Source organism: Flavobacterium sp. EDS (assembly GCF_020991525.1).
GTDB lineage: Bacteria > Bacteroidota > Bacteroidia > Flavobacteriales > Flavobacteriaceae > Flavobacterium.
Window position 1 is genome coordinate 542061 of the sequence record NZ_JAJMOZ010000001.1, and the last position, 17657, is coordinate 559717.

The 17657-nt window shown below is 32.2% G+C and carries 13 protein-coding genes; 9 read left to right on the forward strand and 4 right to left on the reverse strand.

Annotated elements, in window-relative coordinates; translation table 11 throughout:
- Positions 1-237 precede the first annotated feature (237 nt).
- The 3 genes from ftsY to LPB87_RS02405 all read left to right on the forward strand — a co-directional run bounded on the left by ftsY (position 238) and on the right by LPB87_RS02405 (position 2428).
- Entirely contained in the window at positions 238-1191 is a 954-nt protein-coding gene (ftsY, locus tag LPB87_RS02395; RefSeq protein ID WP_129537571.1) for a signal recognition particle-docking protein FtsY, read from the forward strand.
- Positions 1192-1707: 516 nt separating this feature from the next.
- On the forward strand, positions 1708-2151 hold the full coding sequence (locus tag LPB87_RS02400; protein ID WP_129537572.1) for a lipocalin family protein: 444 nt from the start codon (positions 1708-1710) through the stop codon (positions 2149-2151).
- Positions 2132-2428, forward strand: a complete 297-nt coding sequence (locus LPB87_RS02405) for a DUF721 domain-containing protein (protein WP_129537573.1) — start codon at positions 2132-2134, stop codon at positions 2426-2428. Before LPB87_RS02400 ends, LPB87_RS02405 begins: the two co-directional genes overlap by 20 nt.
- Before the next feature lie 222 nt (positions 2429-2650).
- On the opposite strand, the gene LPB87_RS02410 is transcribed toward LPB87_RS02405, so the two are convergent.
- From LPB87_RS02410 to bshC, 3 genes are all read right to left on the reverse strand, one after another.
- On the reverse strand, positions 2651-3070 hold the full coding sequence (locus LPB87_RS02410; RefSeq protein WP_035625955.1) for a nucleoside-diphosphate kinase: 420 nt from the start codon (positions 3068-3070) through the stop codon (positions 2651-2653).
- Between the two features lie 186 nt (positions 3071-3256).
- Positions 3257-4528 (reverse strand): DUF5009 domain-containing protein, encoded by a 1272-nt coding sequence (locus tag LPB87_RS02415; protein WP_230604754.1) that lies wholly within the window; start codon positions 4526-4528, stop codon positions 3257-3259.
- 150 nt (positions 4529-4678) lie between these two features.
- Positions 4679-6268 (reverse strand): bacillithiol biosynthesis cysteine-adding enzyme BshC, encoded by a 1590-nt coding sequence (gene bshC, locus LPB87_RS02420; RefSeq protein WP_230604756.1) that lies wholly within the window; start codon positions 6266-6268, stop codon positions 4679-4681.
- 492 nt (positions 6269-6760) lie between these two features.
- On the opposite strand from bshC, the gene LPB87_RS02425 reads away from it, so the two are divergent.
- The 6 genes from LPB87_RS02425 to LPB87_RS02450 all read left to right on the forward strand — a co-directional run bounded on the left by LPB87_RS02425 (position 6761) and on the right by LPB87_RS02450 (position 12290).
- The gene (locus LPB87_RS02425) at positions 6761-7543 is read left to right on the forward strand and encodes a hypothetical protein (protein ID WP_230604758.1); all 783 of its coding nucleotides are present in this window, start codon (positions 6761-6763) and stop codon (positions 7541-7543) included.
- 4 nt (positions 7544-7547) lie between these two features.
- Positions 7548-8939 (forward strand): RtcB family protein, encoded by a 1392-nt coding sequence (locus LPB87_RS02430; RefSeq protein ID WP_230604761.1) that lies wholly within the window; start codon positions 7548-7550, stop codon positions 8937-8939.
- A gap of 18 nt (positions 8940-8957) precedes the next feature.
- The gene (locus tag LPB87_RS02435; protein ID WP_129537578.1) at positions 8958-9569 is read left to right on the forward strand and encodes a hypothetical protein; all 612 of its coding nucleotides are present in this window, start codon (positions 8958-8960) and stop codon (positions 9567-9569) included.
- Positions 9557-10246: a peptide chain release factor H gene (gene prfH, locus LPB87_RS02440; protein WP_230604762.1), complete on the forward strand. Its 690-nt coding sequence runs from the start codon at positions 9557-9559 to the stop codon at positions 10244-10246. The genes LPB87_RS02435 and prfH overlap by 13 nt, the downstream gene beginning before the upstream one ends.
- A gap of 35 nt (positions 10247-10281) precedes the next feature.
- Positions 10282-10800, forward strand: a complete 519-nt coding sequence (locus tag LPB87_RS02445; RefSeq protein ID WP_230604764.1) for a hypothetical protein — start codon at positions 10282-10284, stop codon at positions 10798-10800.
- A gap of 212 nt (positions 10801-11012) precedes the next feature.
- Complete coding sequence (locus LPB87_RS02450; protein WP_129537581.1) at positions 11013-12290, forward strand: MFS transporter; 1278 nt, start codon at positions 11013-11015, stop codon at positions 12288-12290.
- Positions 12291-12345: 55 nt separating this feature from the next.
- Here LPB87_RS02450 and LPB87_RS02455 read toward each other — a convergent pair whose 3' ends face one another.
- Entirely contained in the window at positions 12346-17514 is a 5169-nt protein-coding gene (locus tag LPB87_RS02455) for a T9SS type B sorting domain-containing protein (RefSeq protein WP_230604767.1), read from the reverse strand.
- Positions 17515-17657 lie beyond the last annotated feature (143 nt).

The window sequence follows — 17657 nt, forward strand, 5'->3', positions numbered from 1 at the left end:
CGGAAGTAGCTTTTTTATTTTTTATATTTGTCTCGAGATATAAGAGAAGCCCAACATTAGTCCTTTTTTTAAGCAATGTACCCGCTTTTGCTTCAATCTTTTGGTTCTGAAACCCAGAACAAAAGGATTTTATCGCAATCGGGGCTAATTAAAGACATTTGTCCTTTTTTAAACTCAAGGATTGTTGTAGATTGTGAGAAGATCTAAATAATTCAAAAAACTAACAACCTATATAAAATGAGTTTTTTTAAAAAAATATTTTCATCCGATAAAAAAGAGACATTAGACAAAGGTCTTGAAAAATCAAAAACCTCTTTCTTTTCTAAATTAAGCAAAGCAGTAGCTGGAAAATCTAAAGTCGATGACGACGTTTTAGATAATTTAGAAGAAATTCTTGTTTCTTCGGATGTTGGAGTAGAGACAACTCTAAAAGTTATTACCCGAATTGAAAACCGTGTAGCGGCAGATAAATATCTTGGAGTTGATGAGTTAAACCAAATCTTGAGAGAAGAGATTGCAGGTTTGTTATCAGAAACCAATACAGGTGAAGCAACCGAATTTGTAATTCCGATTCAGACAAAACCATATGTTTTAATGGTTGTTGGAGTAAATGGAGTAGGGAAGACTACAACTATTGGTAAATTAGCTTATCAGTTTAAAAAAGCGGGCTATAAAGTAGTTTTAGGTGCTGCAGATACTTTTCGTGCAGCAGCGATTGATCAATTGCAAATTTGGGCAGATCGCGTAGATGTGCCTATTGTAAGACAGAATATGGGTAGTGATCCTGCATCAGTAGCATTTGATACCTTGCAATCTGCAGTAGCTCAAAATGCAGATGTAGTAATAATTGATACAGCAGGGCGTTTGCATAATAAAATCAACTTGATGAATGAACTTACGAAAGTAAAACGCGTAATGCAGAAAGTTGTAGCCGATGCACCACACGATGTACTTTTGGTTTTAGATGGTTCTACAGGTCAAAATGCTTTTGAACAAGCCAAACAATTTACTGCAGCAACGGAAGTAACCGCTCTTGCAGTTACTAAACTAGATGGTACTGCCAAAGGTGGTGTTGTAATAGGTATTTCGGATCAGTTTAAAATTCCTGTAAAATATATTGGTGTTGGAGAAGGAATTGAAGACTTGCAGGTTTTTAATAAGTATGAATTTGTTGATAGTTTCTTTAAATAATTTCAAGATGAGTTTTAATACTATTCCCCCAATATATTTTTATTTTGGTAGCATTCTTTCTTTTGTTTTGTCTAATATATTTAGAGAGCAAAATCTAACCGTATATTACATTTTATTGATAATAGGTGTGATTTTGTTTCTTCTTGGTCTTCTTAGAAGGATTCAAACAAAAAGATAATTTAATAAGCAGATATTTTTTAATATCTTTTTATAATATAAAGCCTTTCGTTATTAGGATAAGCTTTGTTTAATATATAAAAAACCAAGGAAAACTTATCGTATTCGTTGGTTTTTTGCTTTATAAATAAGTCTGAATAAATAGAATTGTTTATTGGGTTTTGGCATTTTTTTTCTTCTTTATCAATTTTATAAAGTTAACTTTGTGTTTAACAAAAAACATCCATAATTACCGTGAAGCTTTAGCCTTGATAGAAGCGGTATCCTTTATTATGATTTTTTTTCATAATAAAGATATAGCGAATAGCAAGAAGTAGCTTCTCAAAAAAATTAACTATAATGAAAAACGTATTTAAAATTCTTTTTGTGTCGCTTTTGTTTGTCGCTTGTCAACAAAAAATAGAACCCGCCGATATTGCAAAATTAAATGGATATTGGGAGATCGAAAAAGTTGTTTTTGATAAGGGTGAGGATAAAGATTATGGTATGAACGAAAGCTATGATTATTTTATGATCGGAGCCGATAATACAGGGACACGTCAAAAAGTAATGCCGCAGTTGGATGGAACTTTTGTGACAAATGATGTACATGAGGATGTAAAAGTAAGATTTAAAGACGGTAAAGCTTTTTTAGATTATTCAACACCTTATATGAAATGGAGCGAAGAGTTGATTGCTTTAACAGACAGTGAGTTAGTGTTGTTGAATGCCGAGAAAAAAGAATATCATTATAAGAAAGCAGGACCAATTAATATCAAAGACAATGGCAAAGAGACTAAATAATCAGAGTACCGTTGGGGATATTTTACAAAAAATTATTGAGGTAAATAAACTTCAGTATGGAATGGATGAAATTGATGTAAAGGACGCATGGAGACAACTGATGGGAAATGGTGTGAATAGTTACACAAGAAACGTTATTTTAAAAGGAAGTACGCTTTATGTTGAGCTTACATCTTCTGTTTTAAGAGAGGAACTTACACATGGAAAATCTAAGATTATTACAATGATAAATGAAGAATTACGAAGAGATGTGGTTCGAGATGTAGTTTTGAGATAGATTTTTTTGAAATTCTAAGTTTTTGAGCTTTTGATTAATCTTTTCAAGCTGGATAAAGTTGAAGTAAGATGCAGTAACATGAGTTCAAAGGATCTGAGTTAAATGGTTTTAAACCGACACTATAAAAAAAACAAAACCCGCTTCATTGAAGCGGGTTTTGTTTTTTTATGAATCTTAGAATCTAAAAAGTCTAAGTGTCTAAAATTCTAAGCTAGTCTAAAATTAGAATTGCTCTCTTCCAGCAAAATGGAATGCACCTTCGATAGCAGCATTTTCGTCGCTATCAGAACCGTGAACTGCATTTTCTCCGATAGAAGTTGCATATGCTTTACGAATTGTTCCTTCAGCAGCTTCGGCAGGATTTGTAGCTCCGATTAAAGTTCTGAAATCTTCAACAGCGTTGTCTTTTTCTAAAATTGCAGCAACAATTGGTCCACGAGACATGAATTCTACTAATTCTCCGTAGAAAGGTCTTGCAGCGTGAACAGCATAAAATGCTTGAGCATCAGCTACAGTTAATTGAGTTAATTTTAATGAAACGATTTTAAATCCTCCATTAGTAATCATTGCTAAGATATTTCCGATGTGTCCGTTTTGAACAGCATCTGGCTTAATCATTGTAAAAGTTCTATTTGTTGCCATTTTTGTTTTTATTAAATTTTGTGCAAAAATAGACTTTTTTTGTGAATTGAATTTAATAAATTCATAATTAAAACTACACAGGCTGTCTTTATGATAATTAATATTTAAAAATGTTGTATCGATTAGGATGTACTAGTAGAGACAGACTGTAATGCATCTACATTTTACATATAAACTCAAGGCAAATTAAACCTTAAAAATAAGTTTGTTCTTGTAGAAAATCCATAAAATAAATGTCCAAATAGCAACATATGTGAGTGCTCCAGCTAATGAAGCCGTCATAGGGTTACTGAAAAATGGTGCAATCCCAAAACTATATAAATAATCTAAAAGATTGATTTGTTGATCTGGACTATGTGGATTCTTAAATTGAATCATTACTAATCCTTGTGGGATTATTTGAGAAAAGAAAAAAACGATCATTGGATTTACTCCCCAAATCAAGAATAATTTAATTCCTTTTTTTAAGTTCAGAATGTCAATAAGATAATATAACAATGCTAGACAAACTGTTGCTAATCCTGCAGTATATAATACATATGTACTTGTCCATAAGGATTTGTTTATTGGGAAAACGATACTCCAAATCTGAGCAACGATGATTAGGACTATACCTGCAATTGCCATTTTTTTAGCAATCTCTATTTTGGGTATAGAGCGGTGTAATAACTGACCAATAAGTAAACCAATAATTCCAGTTGCAATTGATGGAATTGTACTTAAAATTCCTTCAGGATCCCATGTTACGGTTCCGCGGTACGTATGGTCTTTTAACAAGACACTATCTATCCAGGAAGCCAGATTAGTTCCTTTATCAAAATTAGCTTCTCCAATTCCAGGAACTGGGATTAATGCCATTACTGCCCAATATCCCAATAATAGGAGAGAAGCAACTAGTATTTGTGTTCTTTGATTTGATTTTAAATACAAAAGGGAGACTACAAAATAGACTATTGCAATACGTTGTAAAACTCCAGGTAATCTCACGTCTTGATATGCTTCGATACCACTATAAGCCAAAAAGAGGTAAATAAATAGAATCGAAAAGGCTAGGATATTTTTTACTTTGGAACTAAAATTCCCCATTAATGCATATCCTACCGCAATAGTTATGATTAATCGACCAATAAGCAACGGAATTCCTTCGAGTCCAAAAAGTTGTATTTTGGCAAAGAAATTAAAGAAAATTCCAAGGCAGAACATTCGTAACGAGCGTACTAGTATTTTATTAAAAGTTGTGCTGTCAAAGGTCTTTGTAGGCATTGCAAAAGAAACGGCGACTCCCATAATGAAGATGAAAAATGGAAAAACCAAATCGGTTGGTGTGCAACCATGCCACTCAGAATGTAATAGAGGAGGATAAATAGCGCTCCAGCTTCCTGGATTGTTGACGATTGTCATTAATAAAATAGTTAATCCTCTGAAGACATCTAGTGAAATCAAGCGCTCTCTGGTCATAATGTTTTGGTAATAGGTTAGTTTTTGTTTTAAAAGTTAATAATTTGGTTTAGTGTGTAATAATCTCAGAAGTAAGCGGTTATTTATTTTCGTATGATTATTACTTTATTGTTTTGTTTTTAAGAAGCTGCCTAAATTTTGAGGAGGTTCTTATATCGTTATAATATTAAAATTAGATTCTAATGGTTTTAATTCTTTAATTAAAAGCGGAATTAATTCTTCACCTTTTTCCATATAAAATTCTGAAAAATTGATTTGACGTTCCTGTAAGCTTTTGTTAGGGAATAATTCATTTTGCAAGTTGGTTATACGTTGCAAAATGTCATTTAGCTTTCTCTTTTGAGCTTTTAATAATCTTTTTTCAAGGTTGTCTAATCCTTTTATTTGTTTGATTTCCTGTGCTTTTACTGCTCCTGTAAACGATTTGTCGGTTTGATTTGCCAATTCATAAAGATATTCGAATTGCTTCTGTAAAATTTCTTTTTGAGGAGTTAAATCAATAGAAAAAGGAGATAATTCTCGTGTGCTTTTGTTAATTAAATTCTCTTGTTTTGAGAATAGATCGCTCCAAGATAAATTTAATTGATCCGCTTTTTTAGCTTGTTTTTCGGTTGCTAAAAGTACCGAGTTTCTAATTAAAAGCATTGGAAAAGTAATCTTAACAGTGTCAAAAAAGGATTTTAATTCTAACCAATAAGCGATTTCTCCACCTCCGCCAATATAGCATAAATTAGGTAAAATAATCTCCTGATATAATGGACGCATAATCACGTTGGGGCTGAATTTTTCAGGATTACTTTCTAATAAATCGAAAATTTCTCGTCCTGTAAATTCAATTCGGGTGTTGTTTACTCTGTATTTTCCATTTTCAAAAACAATACGTTCACGTAATTCATCTTCGATGTAAAATAAATTAATCTCACGCGGATTTACTTGTATCGTATAATCTTTTAGTTTTTCAATGGTTTCCTGAACAGCTTTGTAGGAAGATTGAGATTCTAATTCTTCTTTTATATAAGGGATAAAGGCGCGTTTTAAATCGGCATTATCGGCATCTAAAATTACTAAGCCTTGAGAAGCAAATAAACTATTTGCTAAATAACGAGTTGCATCTGCCAGATTATCATGTTTTAAATAAGCTTCCTTGAATATTTTTTTTAAGACATTAGCATTAGTGCTAGAACCTAATTCTAAAGCATATATTTCGAAAAAATCGTCAAGCCCTTTTGTTGATAATCTGCCTACAGGCCCACTACTTTCAGCATTCCATCTGAATTTTTTACCTTTAAAATTGAAGTAATTAATTTCTTCAAAATCATGATCTTCAGTCGCCATCCAATAAACGGGAACAAAATTATAAGAAGGATATTTTGACTTTAATTCGGTGGTAAGATTAATTGTAGAAATTATTTTATACAAAAAATATAGAGGTCCACTAAATAAGTTTAATTGATGACCAGTAGTAACAGTAAATGTATTTGGGAGAGCTAATGCTTCAATATTTTGCTTGGTTGAATCTGAAAGGTCAATCGTAGCATACTGTTTTTTTAAGACTGAAACTAAAGGTGTTCTATTGTTATCATCAAAATTTTGTTGTTTTTCAATGATTTGTTTTTCAAAGTTTTCCAGTGTTGGAAAATTATTATATAGCGGTTTTAAATCTGATTTTTGCTCTAAATAATCATGTATCAATGTTGAAAAATATCCTGAGGTCTGGTAGCTGATACAGTCGGTTGGCATAAGTATTGGTTTATTTTTGATAGCTGTAAATTTAATCAAAATTTATACTTAAAAATGGATTTAACGATTGCTTATGATTTGATTTTTAAAATTTGTTTCAATTACTTAAAAATCAGAAAGTTAGTTGGTGCATAGGAAAATACTTGTTTTTAAATTTGTTTATTCAAAAAATAATTCGCAAAATTTGCATCAGAAAATAAATCATTAACCAATTAATAACGAAGACAATGTTTGTATTAAACTTTACCTCTCAAAACATCGCATCAGGATTAGATTCTGTTGTCATGTGTCTTCGTGGCTTTTCGCAATCATAGCAAATCAATTTTAGATATATGAATAAGCCCGAAGGAAATTAACTTTCGGGCTTTTTTTATTCTAGACACTTCAAAAAATTCCCGATACCCCGCACTCAATTTATCTATTTGAGATAAAATGCTTTTGTCTTGTATTTTTTAATACTTGACAGGAAAACTATAATTTAAATTTTTTTAAATGGACAATTATCTTTTAGATGATTACATCCAATGTAGTCGTTTAAAGACAAAAAGACAAAAAAAGAGATTAGTTAAAGAGGATTTCGAAAAACAATTAATTCAGTTGAATAAACTCCAAGATGAACTTTGGGAAAAGAAAAGATGTTTGCCTTTAGTTCCCTTAGCAATGCCTTATCAAAAAGGATGGCAACGCTATTTTGTACTAAGGGAAGATATAGCAAGATCTAAAGAGGCATTGTTCTATAAAACAGTATTAGAAAAGATAAATACAGTGCAATATTCTCCTGATAAATCTTTTAAGAAAAAGAAAAAGAGGAAAAGAAAGCATGTATATGTTGAAAAACTTCAGATTATAAAAGAGTTTTCAGAATCGGAATGGAGAAGTCCAAAATTAATATTGACAGAGAAAGAAAAAATACATTTTTATAAAAGGGAACGCTGGTGTCCTAATTGTAAACGCTATAAAGTACATTATATATTTAATGAACCTTGGCGTTATGTATTACGTGTTAGACCCAATATGATAACACATACTAGAATGGTTGATGCAGTTTTGGAAAGTGAAATAGATAGATTAGAAAATTATCTAACAAGAAATTTTCTTAGATATACGATGATGAAAATGAAACATGGAAGTTTGGACAATGGGCAATGGAGAGTGGTCAAACAATTGAAATATATAAATCCTTTAGACTACAAACAAATTCATACCGTAATGGATGAATATTATAAAGAAAAAGAATATCTAAGTAATGGGGGAAGAGACCCTAAAGATAAATAATACAATGGGAAATAAATTATCCGGAAAAGACCTGATTAAAATAGGCTTTCCAAAAAATAATAGTATCAATATCGCCTTGGGGCAGATAAATAGATACCGCAAACGAGAAAAAAAAGAGAGTATATTAAACGAAGCCAAAGAAGTTTTACTGTCACCTGAAAAATTTACAGGACATGGCACTTGGGGTAAAGTTGCTGAAGGATTGGTTAATCCGGTACAGGTAAGAATGCACCAGTTAAATAATACTCGTGCACCATTTTCCATATTTGGAGAAAATGAAATTGATGAGCAGGCTAAGTATCAGTTATATGATGCTTTAAAATTGCCAATTTCAGTTGCAGGTGCGTTAATGCCCGATGCACATTCTGGCTACGGATTACCAATAGGTGGCGTGCTTGCTACAGATAATGCGGTTATTCCGTATGGAGTAGGAGTGGATATTGGCTGTCGGATGAGTTTGTCAATTTTTGATATACCAGCATCTTTTTTTAAAGGAAAAGAGCATCAGTTGCAAGCGATTCTAAAAGACCACACGAAGTTTGGAATGTACGAAACGCATACCATACGAGCAGACCACGAAGTGTTTAGCCGAAGCGAGTTTCAGGATATTCCACTTATAAAAAACTTATTAAGTAAAGCATATAAGCAACTTGGCACATCTGGTGGAGGGAATCATTTTGTTGAGTTTGGGATTGCCAAAATTACCGATCCACTTAATGAATGGAAAATTGGAGTAGGTGAGTATTTTGCAGTGCTTTCGCATAGTGGGTCAAGAGGTTTGGGAGCTAATATTGCCAAACATTATACGTATCTGGCAACCAAACAATGTCCGTTGCCTAAAAATGTGCAGCATTTGGCTTGGTTGGATTTAAATACACACGATGGACAGGAATATTGGCTGGCTATGAACTTAGCAGGAGATTATGCCAAAGCTTGCCATGATGATATTCATCGCCGAATTGCCAAAGCAATTGGTAAACGTGTGGTTGTAACAATCGAAAATCATCACAATTTTGCTTGGAAAGAAATGGTAAATGGTAAGGAAGCTATTGTACATCGTAAGGGGGCAACTCCTGCAAATGTAGGTGAACTTGGAATTATTCCGGGTTCGATGACTGCGCCTGGATTTATTGTTCAGGGTAAAGGAAATGCATCCAGTTTAAATTCTGCATCACATGGTGCAGGACGCCTTTTTTCTCGTAGAAAATGCAAGGAATCGTTTACGCAAAGTGAGATTAATAAAGTCTTAAAAGCAAACGATGTGAGTTTAATTGGTGGAAACATTGATGAAGCACCAATGGCGTATAAAGATATTAATAAAGTAATGGCTAATCAAACAGAATTGGTGGATGTTTTAGGAACATTTACACCAAAAATCGTTCGAATGGACAGATAATTTAAAAAAATAAAAAAGATGAAACGATTTCAAGATGAAAATAAATTTTTAGGAAATTTTGCTAATGAAATTTTGGTAAAATGTCCGAAATGCGATTCAAAATCAGCTGTTAAAAGAGAATATAAAGAAGGATGTAATTGCGGACGTTGTTATGCTGCAGTTTTTGAATGTAAACACTGTTTTTATAAACTCAATGAACCAGTTTATCAATACATTGCCTATGGAAAATCATATTGCAATCATTGTTTTGAAAAATATGAATTTGAATCGCAACCTTTAAAAGAAAAGCCTGAAAAATATAAAGCTAAATGCCCACATTGTAACTTTCAAGAAGAATGGAAACCAAAAATTAAAGCGGTTTTACAAAACTCAAAAGCAAATGATGGTTTAGTAACAGATACATGGTATAATTTACCTCTTTGGTTTCAAAAAGAAGTAGATGGAGAAATATTTTGGGCATACAATCAAGAGCATATCGATTATTTAGAAAGGTATATTGGAGCAGATTTGCGAGAACGAAATTCAAAGATAAATTACAGTTCAAGTTTAGTAGCTCGTTTACCAAAATTTGTAAAAGAAGCTAAGAACAGAGAAAAACTGTTGAAAATTATAGAAAGATGGAAAAAATAATTCAAATAACATCAGGTCGTGGCCCAGCAGAATGTAGCTGGGTTGTGGCTCAGGTTTTAAAAACATTCCTAGAAGAAGCAAATGACAATAAAATAAAGACTACTTTGCTTCAAAGAGAAACAGGAATAGAAAATGGTACAGTAGAAACAGCAACAATTTTACTAGAAAGTAATAACCTTGATGAGTTTGTAAACTCCTGGATTGGAACAATTCAGTGGATAGGACAGAGTCAGTTTAGAAAATTTCATAAACGTAAAAACTGGTTTGTCGGAATTTTTGAAGTAGATAAAAAGACTACAACGCAAATTTCTGAGAATGATATTCAGTATCAGGCAATGCGAAGTTCAGGTGCTGGGGGGCAACATGTAAATAAGGTAAGTTCTGCCGTAAGAGCCACTCATCTTCCTACTGGAATAAGTGTTGTATCTATGGATTCGCGTTCGCAGCATCAGAATAAAAAGTTGGCTACCGAGAGACTATTACAGAAATTTAAGGATGAAACAGTCAAACAATTCAAAGCTGAATTTCAGATGCAATGGATGAACCAATTGCAAATTCAGCGAGGTAATCCGATTCGGATTTTTCAGGGTTCAGATTTTAAAAAACAAAAACAAGCAAAAAATTACAAACAAGAAAGACAAAGATTAAAAAGAGAAGATTATTTAGATAATGATTAATCTTTAGAATCTTGAATTCTTAAATAGAATAAATTATGAAAACAGTAGATAAATATCTTTTTCAGGCATTAGATAGTTATCCATATTCGCTGGAAGAAACCATCGAATCACTGGATTATGCCTTGTCTTATGATGATAAAAACACAATGGCTCTATGCTTATACGGACAGGTTTTAAGCGATCAGTTATTTAAATATGAGGAAGCTAAAGAGTATTTTCAGCAGGCGATTTCGATTAATATTAATTCAATCGAAGTATATCCTTTTTATATTCATACTTTAATTTTGAATGAAGATTACAAAGAAGCAAAGAAACTGATTGACTTTGCATTGACTATTAAAGGGATTAACAAAGTAGAGCTATTTCTTAAGAAAGTAATGCTCTTGGAGAGTCAACAAAAGTTTAAAAAAGCTTTGAAGACTTTGAAAAAAGCAAAACTTGTAACTATAAATTCAGCTTACAATTATGATATTGAAGAGACTGAAAAAAGAGTAAACAAAAAAATAAAAAAAGGTTCTAAAAAAGAGGAACCTGTTAAAAATAAAAAGAAATAATACTAGAAAAGGATGTCATAATAGATATCCTTTTTTATTTCTAGAAACTTATATCTATTAAAAGAATATTTTGAATAACAACTAAGTAGAGTGCTATGTTTTTGTATTAAGTTTTTCACAAACATACTTTAATTTTAAAGATAAATATTTGTTACTTTTAGGAATTAGCCTCATTTTTACATTCTATTTTCTTAAAATACATATAGAATCATATGAAAAATAATTCCAAAAAAATAAATTCTACAAAACACGTTCTTTTTGGTAGCTTAATAGGTACTACAATCGAATTTTTTGACTTTTATATTTATGCCAATGCAGCAGTCTTAGTTTTTCCGCAGTTATTTTTTCCAAGTTCAGATTCGACTATGGCAACATTAGAGTCGTTAGCTACTTTTTCAATTGCTTTTTTATCACGCCCTTTGGGTTCAGCATTTTTTGGGCATTATGGAGATAAAATAGGGCGTAAATTCACTTTAGTTGCTGCCTTGTTAACTATGGGGATTTCGACAGTAGCCATAGGTTTTTTACCAAGTTATGCCAGCATTGGTGTTGCAGCTCCTTTATTATTGATGTTATGTCGATTTGGACAAGGAGTCGGGTTGGGTGGAGAATGGGGAGGAGCAGTTTTGCTAGCAATCGAAAATGCACCACCAAATAAACGGGCTTGGTACGGGATGTTTCCGCAATTAGGTGCGCCAATTGGCTTGCTACTTTCAGGAGGCACTTTTTTATTACTTACAGATTCAATGAGTAATGAAGATTTTATGAATTATGGATGGAGAATTCCTTTTATTGCCAGTTCACTTTTGGTAGTAGTTGGTTTTTATATCCGAACTAAAATTACAGAAACACCTTCTTTTGAAAATTCTAAAAAGGAACAAGAAGAAGTGAAAATTCCATTTTTAACTTTGGTTAAGTCGTATAAAAATCAATTAATTTTTGGAACACTCGCAGCTGTAACAACCTTCTTGGTGTTTTATTTAATGACTGTGTTTACGTTGAGTTGGGCAACTTCTGATTTGGGTTATGCAAAAAGAGATTTCTTATTGATCCAGTTGTTTTCAGTATTGTTTTTTGCTTTATTTATCCCTATTTCTGCTGTAGTAGCAGATAAAATCGGACGCCGTAAAATATTAATTTTAACTACGGGAGCTATTGCTGTTTTTGGTTTTTTCTTTTCCTATTTTCTAAATTCAGGAAATGCAGCGATGGTTACTTTCTTTTTATGCCTTGGAATGGGCTTGATGGGCTTTACTTACGGTCCTTTAGGAACCTTTCTGTCTGAATTGTTTCCCACTGCCGTTCGTTATTCAGGAGCTTCATTAACCTTTAATATGGCAGGAATCATCGGTGCAGCATTTGCCCCAATGATTGCGATTTGGCTAGCAAGTACGTATAATTTAACCTACGTAGGTTTCTATCTTAGTATTGCAGCTTTTATTTCGATGTTATCATTATTAGTAATTAGTAAAAAAGAACATAAGTTTTAAGAATTTAATCCTAATAAAAAAGGGTCGTCTAATTATTTAGACGACCCTTTTTGTTTTATCGTTTTAAGCTAAAGTGGCTTTTGAATTCGGCTCCGTTTAGACGAGTAACTACAAACCAATAGTCTGATGAAGGTTGATTTTGACCAATGTATGTTCCATCCCACGAAGTATTAGTTGCTAATTCTTTAATGAGTTTTCCATAACGGTTAAAAATTTGTATTCTCGTATTTGGCTTTAAATAGCGAAAATCAATTGTCCAAGTATCGTTGTAACCATCATTATTTGGAGTGAAAAATTTTGGAAAAGGAAGTTCGTCGACATAATTAATGCACTCTGTGGTGGTCGGTTCAAGGATATTAATTGTTATTGAAGATCTTTCGCTTTCGCATCCATTAATTGTTTGGGAGGCATAATAAATGATTCCATTTTCTAATGGAGTCGATTCCGATAAATCTGTTCCAGTTGTAAACGAATCGTACCACTTTATGTTTTGACCATTTATTTTTATATCGCTAATTGTAGCATTTTGCTGTGCACAAAAACTTTGATTCCCATTAAGAATTGGAGGTTGAGTATCTTGAATTTTCACATTTACTGCAAGTCTTTCGCTTTCGCAACCATTTATTGTTTGTGTAGCGTAATACGTATCGTTTTGTAGTAAAGTAGTATTTGGTAAAATATTTCCATTCGTTACAGCATCATACCATTTTATGTTGTTTCCCGTAATTTGAATATTGTTTAAAGTTGCATTTTCTTGAATGCAAAAGATTGTAGGATTTAAATTTTCAGGAGTTGGTATAGAATTAACAAAAGGTATTATAGTAGCTTTTATCGCTTCAGAAATACATCCTTTGGAATTTTTTATTTTTAGAGAATATTCTCCTGGATTTAAAAGTGTTGATGTTGCATTATTAGTCCAGGTTAAGCCATTATCAAAACTGTATTTAGATGCTATAGAAAGAATGGTTATTTTTCCTTGACTATTATTACAATTAGGTTGAGTTATACTATTTGTTGGGATAGTTGGGTAATCTGTTGGTGTATTTATGTTGATTGAAATAGCTTCGGATTCACATCCTGCTGCATTTTGAATCTTAATTTTATAATTTCCTACAGCTAAATTCCCAGAATCTGAACTTGTTTTCCATGTTAATCCATTATCAAAACTATACTTTGATGCTACGGTTATAATTGTAATAGTTCCAAAAGGATCAACACAACTATCAGGTTGAGAAATCGTATAAGCAGGGATTTTTATGGCGTCTAAAGGAGGATTGATTGTTGTTTTAGCAGAAAGTGAGGGACAGCTGGTTGTACTGTTTTTAATTTTAACAAAATAAGTGCCGGGATCTAAATTAACAGCTTTAGCATTTGTAGTCCAGGTAAGTCCATCGTCAAAGCTGTATTGATAAGCATTTGTTGATACTGTAATAGTTCCTTTTGTATCCGTACAACTACTTGGCTGTTGAACAGTAACATTTGGTTGCTGAGGCGATGGGTTCGGATTATTTAGTGAAATGTATGTTGAATTCGATTCACATCCTAAAGCATTTCTTATTTTTAAAATATAATTATCAGGAGTTAAATTAGGAAAAGTAGAGTTGTTTTTCCAAGTTTTACCATTATCTATACTATATTCTGAAGCAACTGTAGTGAAAGTTATGGTACCTAAAGATTCACAATTGGGCTGTATTAGTGAGTATAATGGGGAACTAAGGTGAAATTTTGGAATATAAACACTTTGCGTGTACGATTCACACCCTAATTCATTTTTTATCTTTATTGTGTAATATCCTTCATCTAAATTTGTAGCCGTTGGAGTAATTGTCCAATTTACTCCATTATCAAAACTATATAATGAAGCTGGAGTTGTTATTGTAATACTTCCCCCAGTTCCACATATAGGTGGATTTGTAATGTAATTTGGTTTGGGTAAATAAAAAGGATAAAGTGTTTCAACTCTCCACCAGGACTCACAACCTAAATTATTTTTTACTTTTATGGAATAATTACCAGGAGATAAATTTGTGGCTGTGTTGTATTGACTCCAGGTTCTACCATCATCAAAGCTATATTGATCAAATAGGGGATCTATAGTAATGCTCCCTTTATTCTTTGATTCACAAGTAGGTTGAATTACTTGTATATTAAAATTAGATAAATATTCTTCAGTGAAATTTACAGAATAAAGTGTTTCTGAGATACATCCAGATTCATTTTTTATTTTAGGATAATAAAAACCAACAGGTAAATTTGTAGCGGTTGGACTTGTACCCCATGTTTCACCACCATCAAAACTATAAAATGGTGCCGGTGTAGTAATTGTAATAGAACCTCCTTTACCACAGGTGGGATTAGTAACTTTATATTCGGCTGCTTTTATTTTAAAAGGAGTGAATTCAATTATAAGGTTTCCTGACTCACACCCTTCTTTATTTTTTATTTTTAGTTGATATTTAAATCCTATAGGAAGATTTGAAGCAGTAGGATTAGTACTCCAATTTAAGCCGCCATCAAAACTATATAAGGCGGCGGATGTCGTTATGGTAATACTTCCAGTAGCATTACTGTCACAAGTCCTTGGTTGCACTATTGTATAAGTAGGAGTATTAAGGAAATTGAGGTTAAGACCAAACCAATTATGATCACTTATACAGCCTGATTTATTTTTAATCCTAAGATAGCCACTTACGCCACCATTTGGATATTTAGTAAGATTTGGATTCGTACTCCATGTTGCCCCATCATCAAAACTATAAAATGCGGCAGGAGTGGTTATGGTAACACGTCCTGGAGTGGTACAGGTGGGTTCTGTAGCTAAAAATTCGGGAGGACCTAAATAATGAGTATTATTTATATTGGCAATTGCGTAATTGGATTCACAGCCTAAAGAATTTTTTGTTTTTAAGAAGTAAGTCCCATAATCTAAATTAGAAATATTTGGACTTGTACTCCATGTTACTCCTCCATCAAAACTATAAGATGTAGCTGGGCTTGTAATTAAAATACTCCATTTTGATTCCGTTTCACAATTGGGATTTATTATTCTGTATGTAGGCTCATTAAGATAGAAAGCAGGTAAATTGACATATAAAACATCGGATTCACAGCCTACTTCATTTTTAATTTTAATATAATAATAACCCGAAGTTAAATTAGCTGCCGTTGAATTTGTTGTCCATGTTTCTCCATTATCAAAACTATATTCGGATGCGGGGCTGGTAATCGTAATACTTCCGTTTGTTGTACACGCAGGATTTATTGTGGTATAAGTTGGTTTAGATAAATAAAAATTTATTTTAACTGGATAAACATCGGATTCACAACCTAGTTCATTTTTCGTTTTCAGTATGTAATTGCCAGGTTTTAAATTATTAAAAGTAGGTGTTTCCTGCCACGTTAATCCGTTGTCAATGCTATATTTATGTGAAAACTTTGAAAAAATAATACTTCCGGTATTGCTACAAGTATTTGGTTGAGTAACTTTAGTTTCCGGGTATGATTTAGAAAATGGATCAAAATAAATTTGATTAAAATAAGGTTTCGATTCACATCCAAATTTATTTTTAATTCTAACATTATAATAACCAGAAGGTAAATTAGTTGCCGTTGGATTTGTTGTCCATGTTTTTCCATTGTCAAAACTATATTCAGATGCGGCGCTGGTAATAGTTATACTTCCGCCTTGATTACAGCTGGGTTGGATTAAAGTATAGGTTGGAGAATTAATATATGACGGAAAAAGTAAGACGCTTTGAGAATAGGATTCGCATGCGGTACTGTTTCTTATTTTAAGTAAATAATTTCCAGTAGGTAAATTTGTTTTGGTAGCGCTATTTTCCCAAGTCAAACCATTATCAAAACTAAATTGTGACCCTGGGGTTGTGATAGTAATAGTTCCACCAGAACTACAAGTTGGCTGAATAATTGAAAATGTTGGGCGGTCTAATAATATTGGGGGATTAATTGTTACAATCGTAGGTGTAGAAATACAGCCAGAAGCGGTTCTTGTTTGAACATAATATTTGCCATATTCTTTTGTTACAAAGTTGGCATCTGTTTGCCATACTAAATCTTTTGTAACATAATTGTCATCTGAAAGGAAGGCCAGGCCTTTATCAAAACTATATTCTATTCCTAGGTCGTTAACTTTTATATAACCATTTGTATCTTGACATGTAGGCTGAACTACTGTTACAGAAGGATTAAGTATTGAATTGTTTATAGTTAATTTTGAACTTATGAAGCAATCATTTGCATCTTTAACTTTTACAGCATATTCTCCCAAATTTGTTTTAACTGAAGGAATTGGATAAGTTTTATTCGTTGCTCCATTTATCGCTATTCCATTTATATACCATTGAAAAGTTGTTGCTAAATTCATGGTTTTATTCAGATTAGCAGTCAATATTAAATCATTATTGCAGAAATTGCCGCTTTGAGTAATAGTAACACCAAAATTTTCAGCAGTATTTAATCTTAAATTATCATATAAGAAAGAAGGTTCATAATCAGTATTAAATGATGCAGGCAATATCTTTTCTGGCCCTAACATTATTGCGTTAATAGCAGTATTTGTAGTAAAACTAATTGTTATTTCTCCCCAAGTAGTCTGAGGTTGGTATAAAACTTTTCCAATTTCAATCCAAGATGGGTCAAATGAATTTGGATCTGAATTCGTATATAATGGTAAATTATCTTTATTCTTAGATCCATAAAGTGTTATATAAGTTGGCGCTAAAAAATTAAAATCAAAACGTTTACTTAGGTTATTTGTTTCGATACTCATCAATGTAGCAATATTCAATGTTAATTGATAGTTTATTCCGGTACTTAATGGATTTGATAATTTTGTAGCGATATATTCTTTTTTATTGTTTTTGTATACTGCCCTGAAAATTCCTTTACCATCGGGGAAATTTTGAAGATTTTTGGAGTAAATAGTATTAAAAAGATTGCAGTCCTTATTTAAATAATCTGGAGACGGGATTGTTCCTTTTGTCCAATCAATGGTTGTTGGAACGTCTTCATAACCCTGAGGACACATAGTTTTTTCTTCAAAAGAAGAATTTTGTAAAATTGAAACAGTATTATTACAAATACAATCTTCATCATTTAAATCTATTTTTCCATCGCCATCATCATCAATTCCGTTGTTACAATTTTCTTGAGAATAACAAAAAGAGGAAAATATAAACAAAAAGAGGAGTAATGTATGTTTCATAGATTTGGTTTAGTAGATTCGCAAATGTAATTAAATATCTATTAAATAAAATTAAAAGTCTGTGCTTCAAATTATAAATTATTACTCCAAAATCTTTTTGCAAAAACATTATAAATAACCCGTATTTTTGCAGAAAATATTTC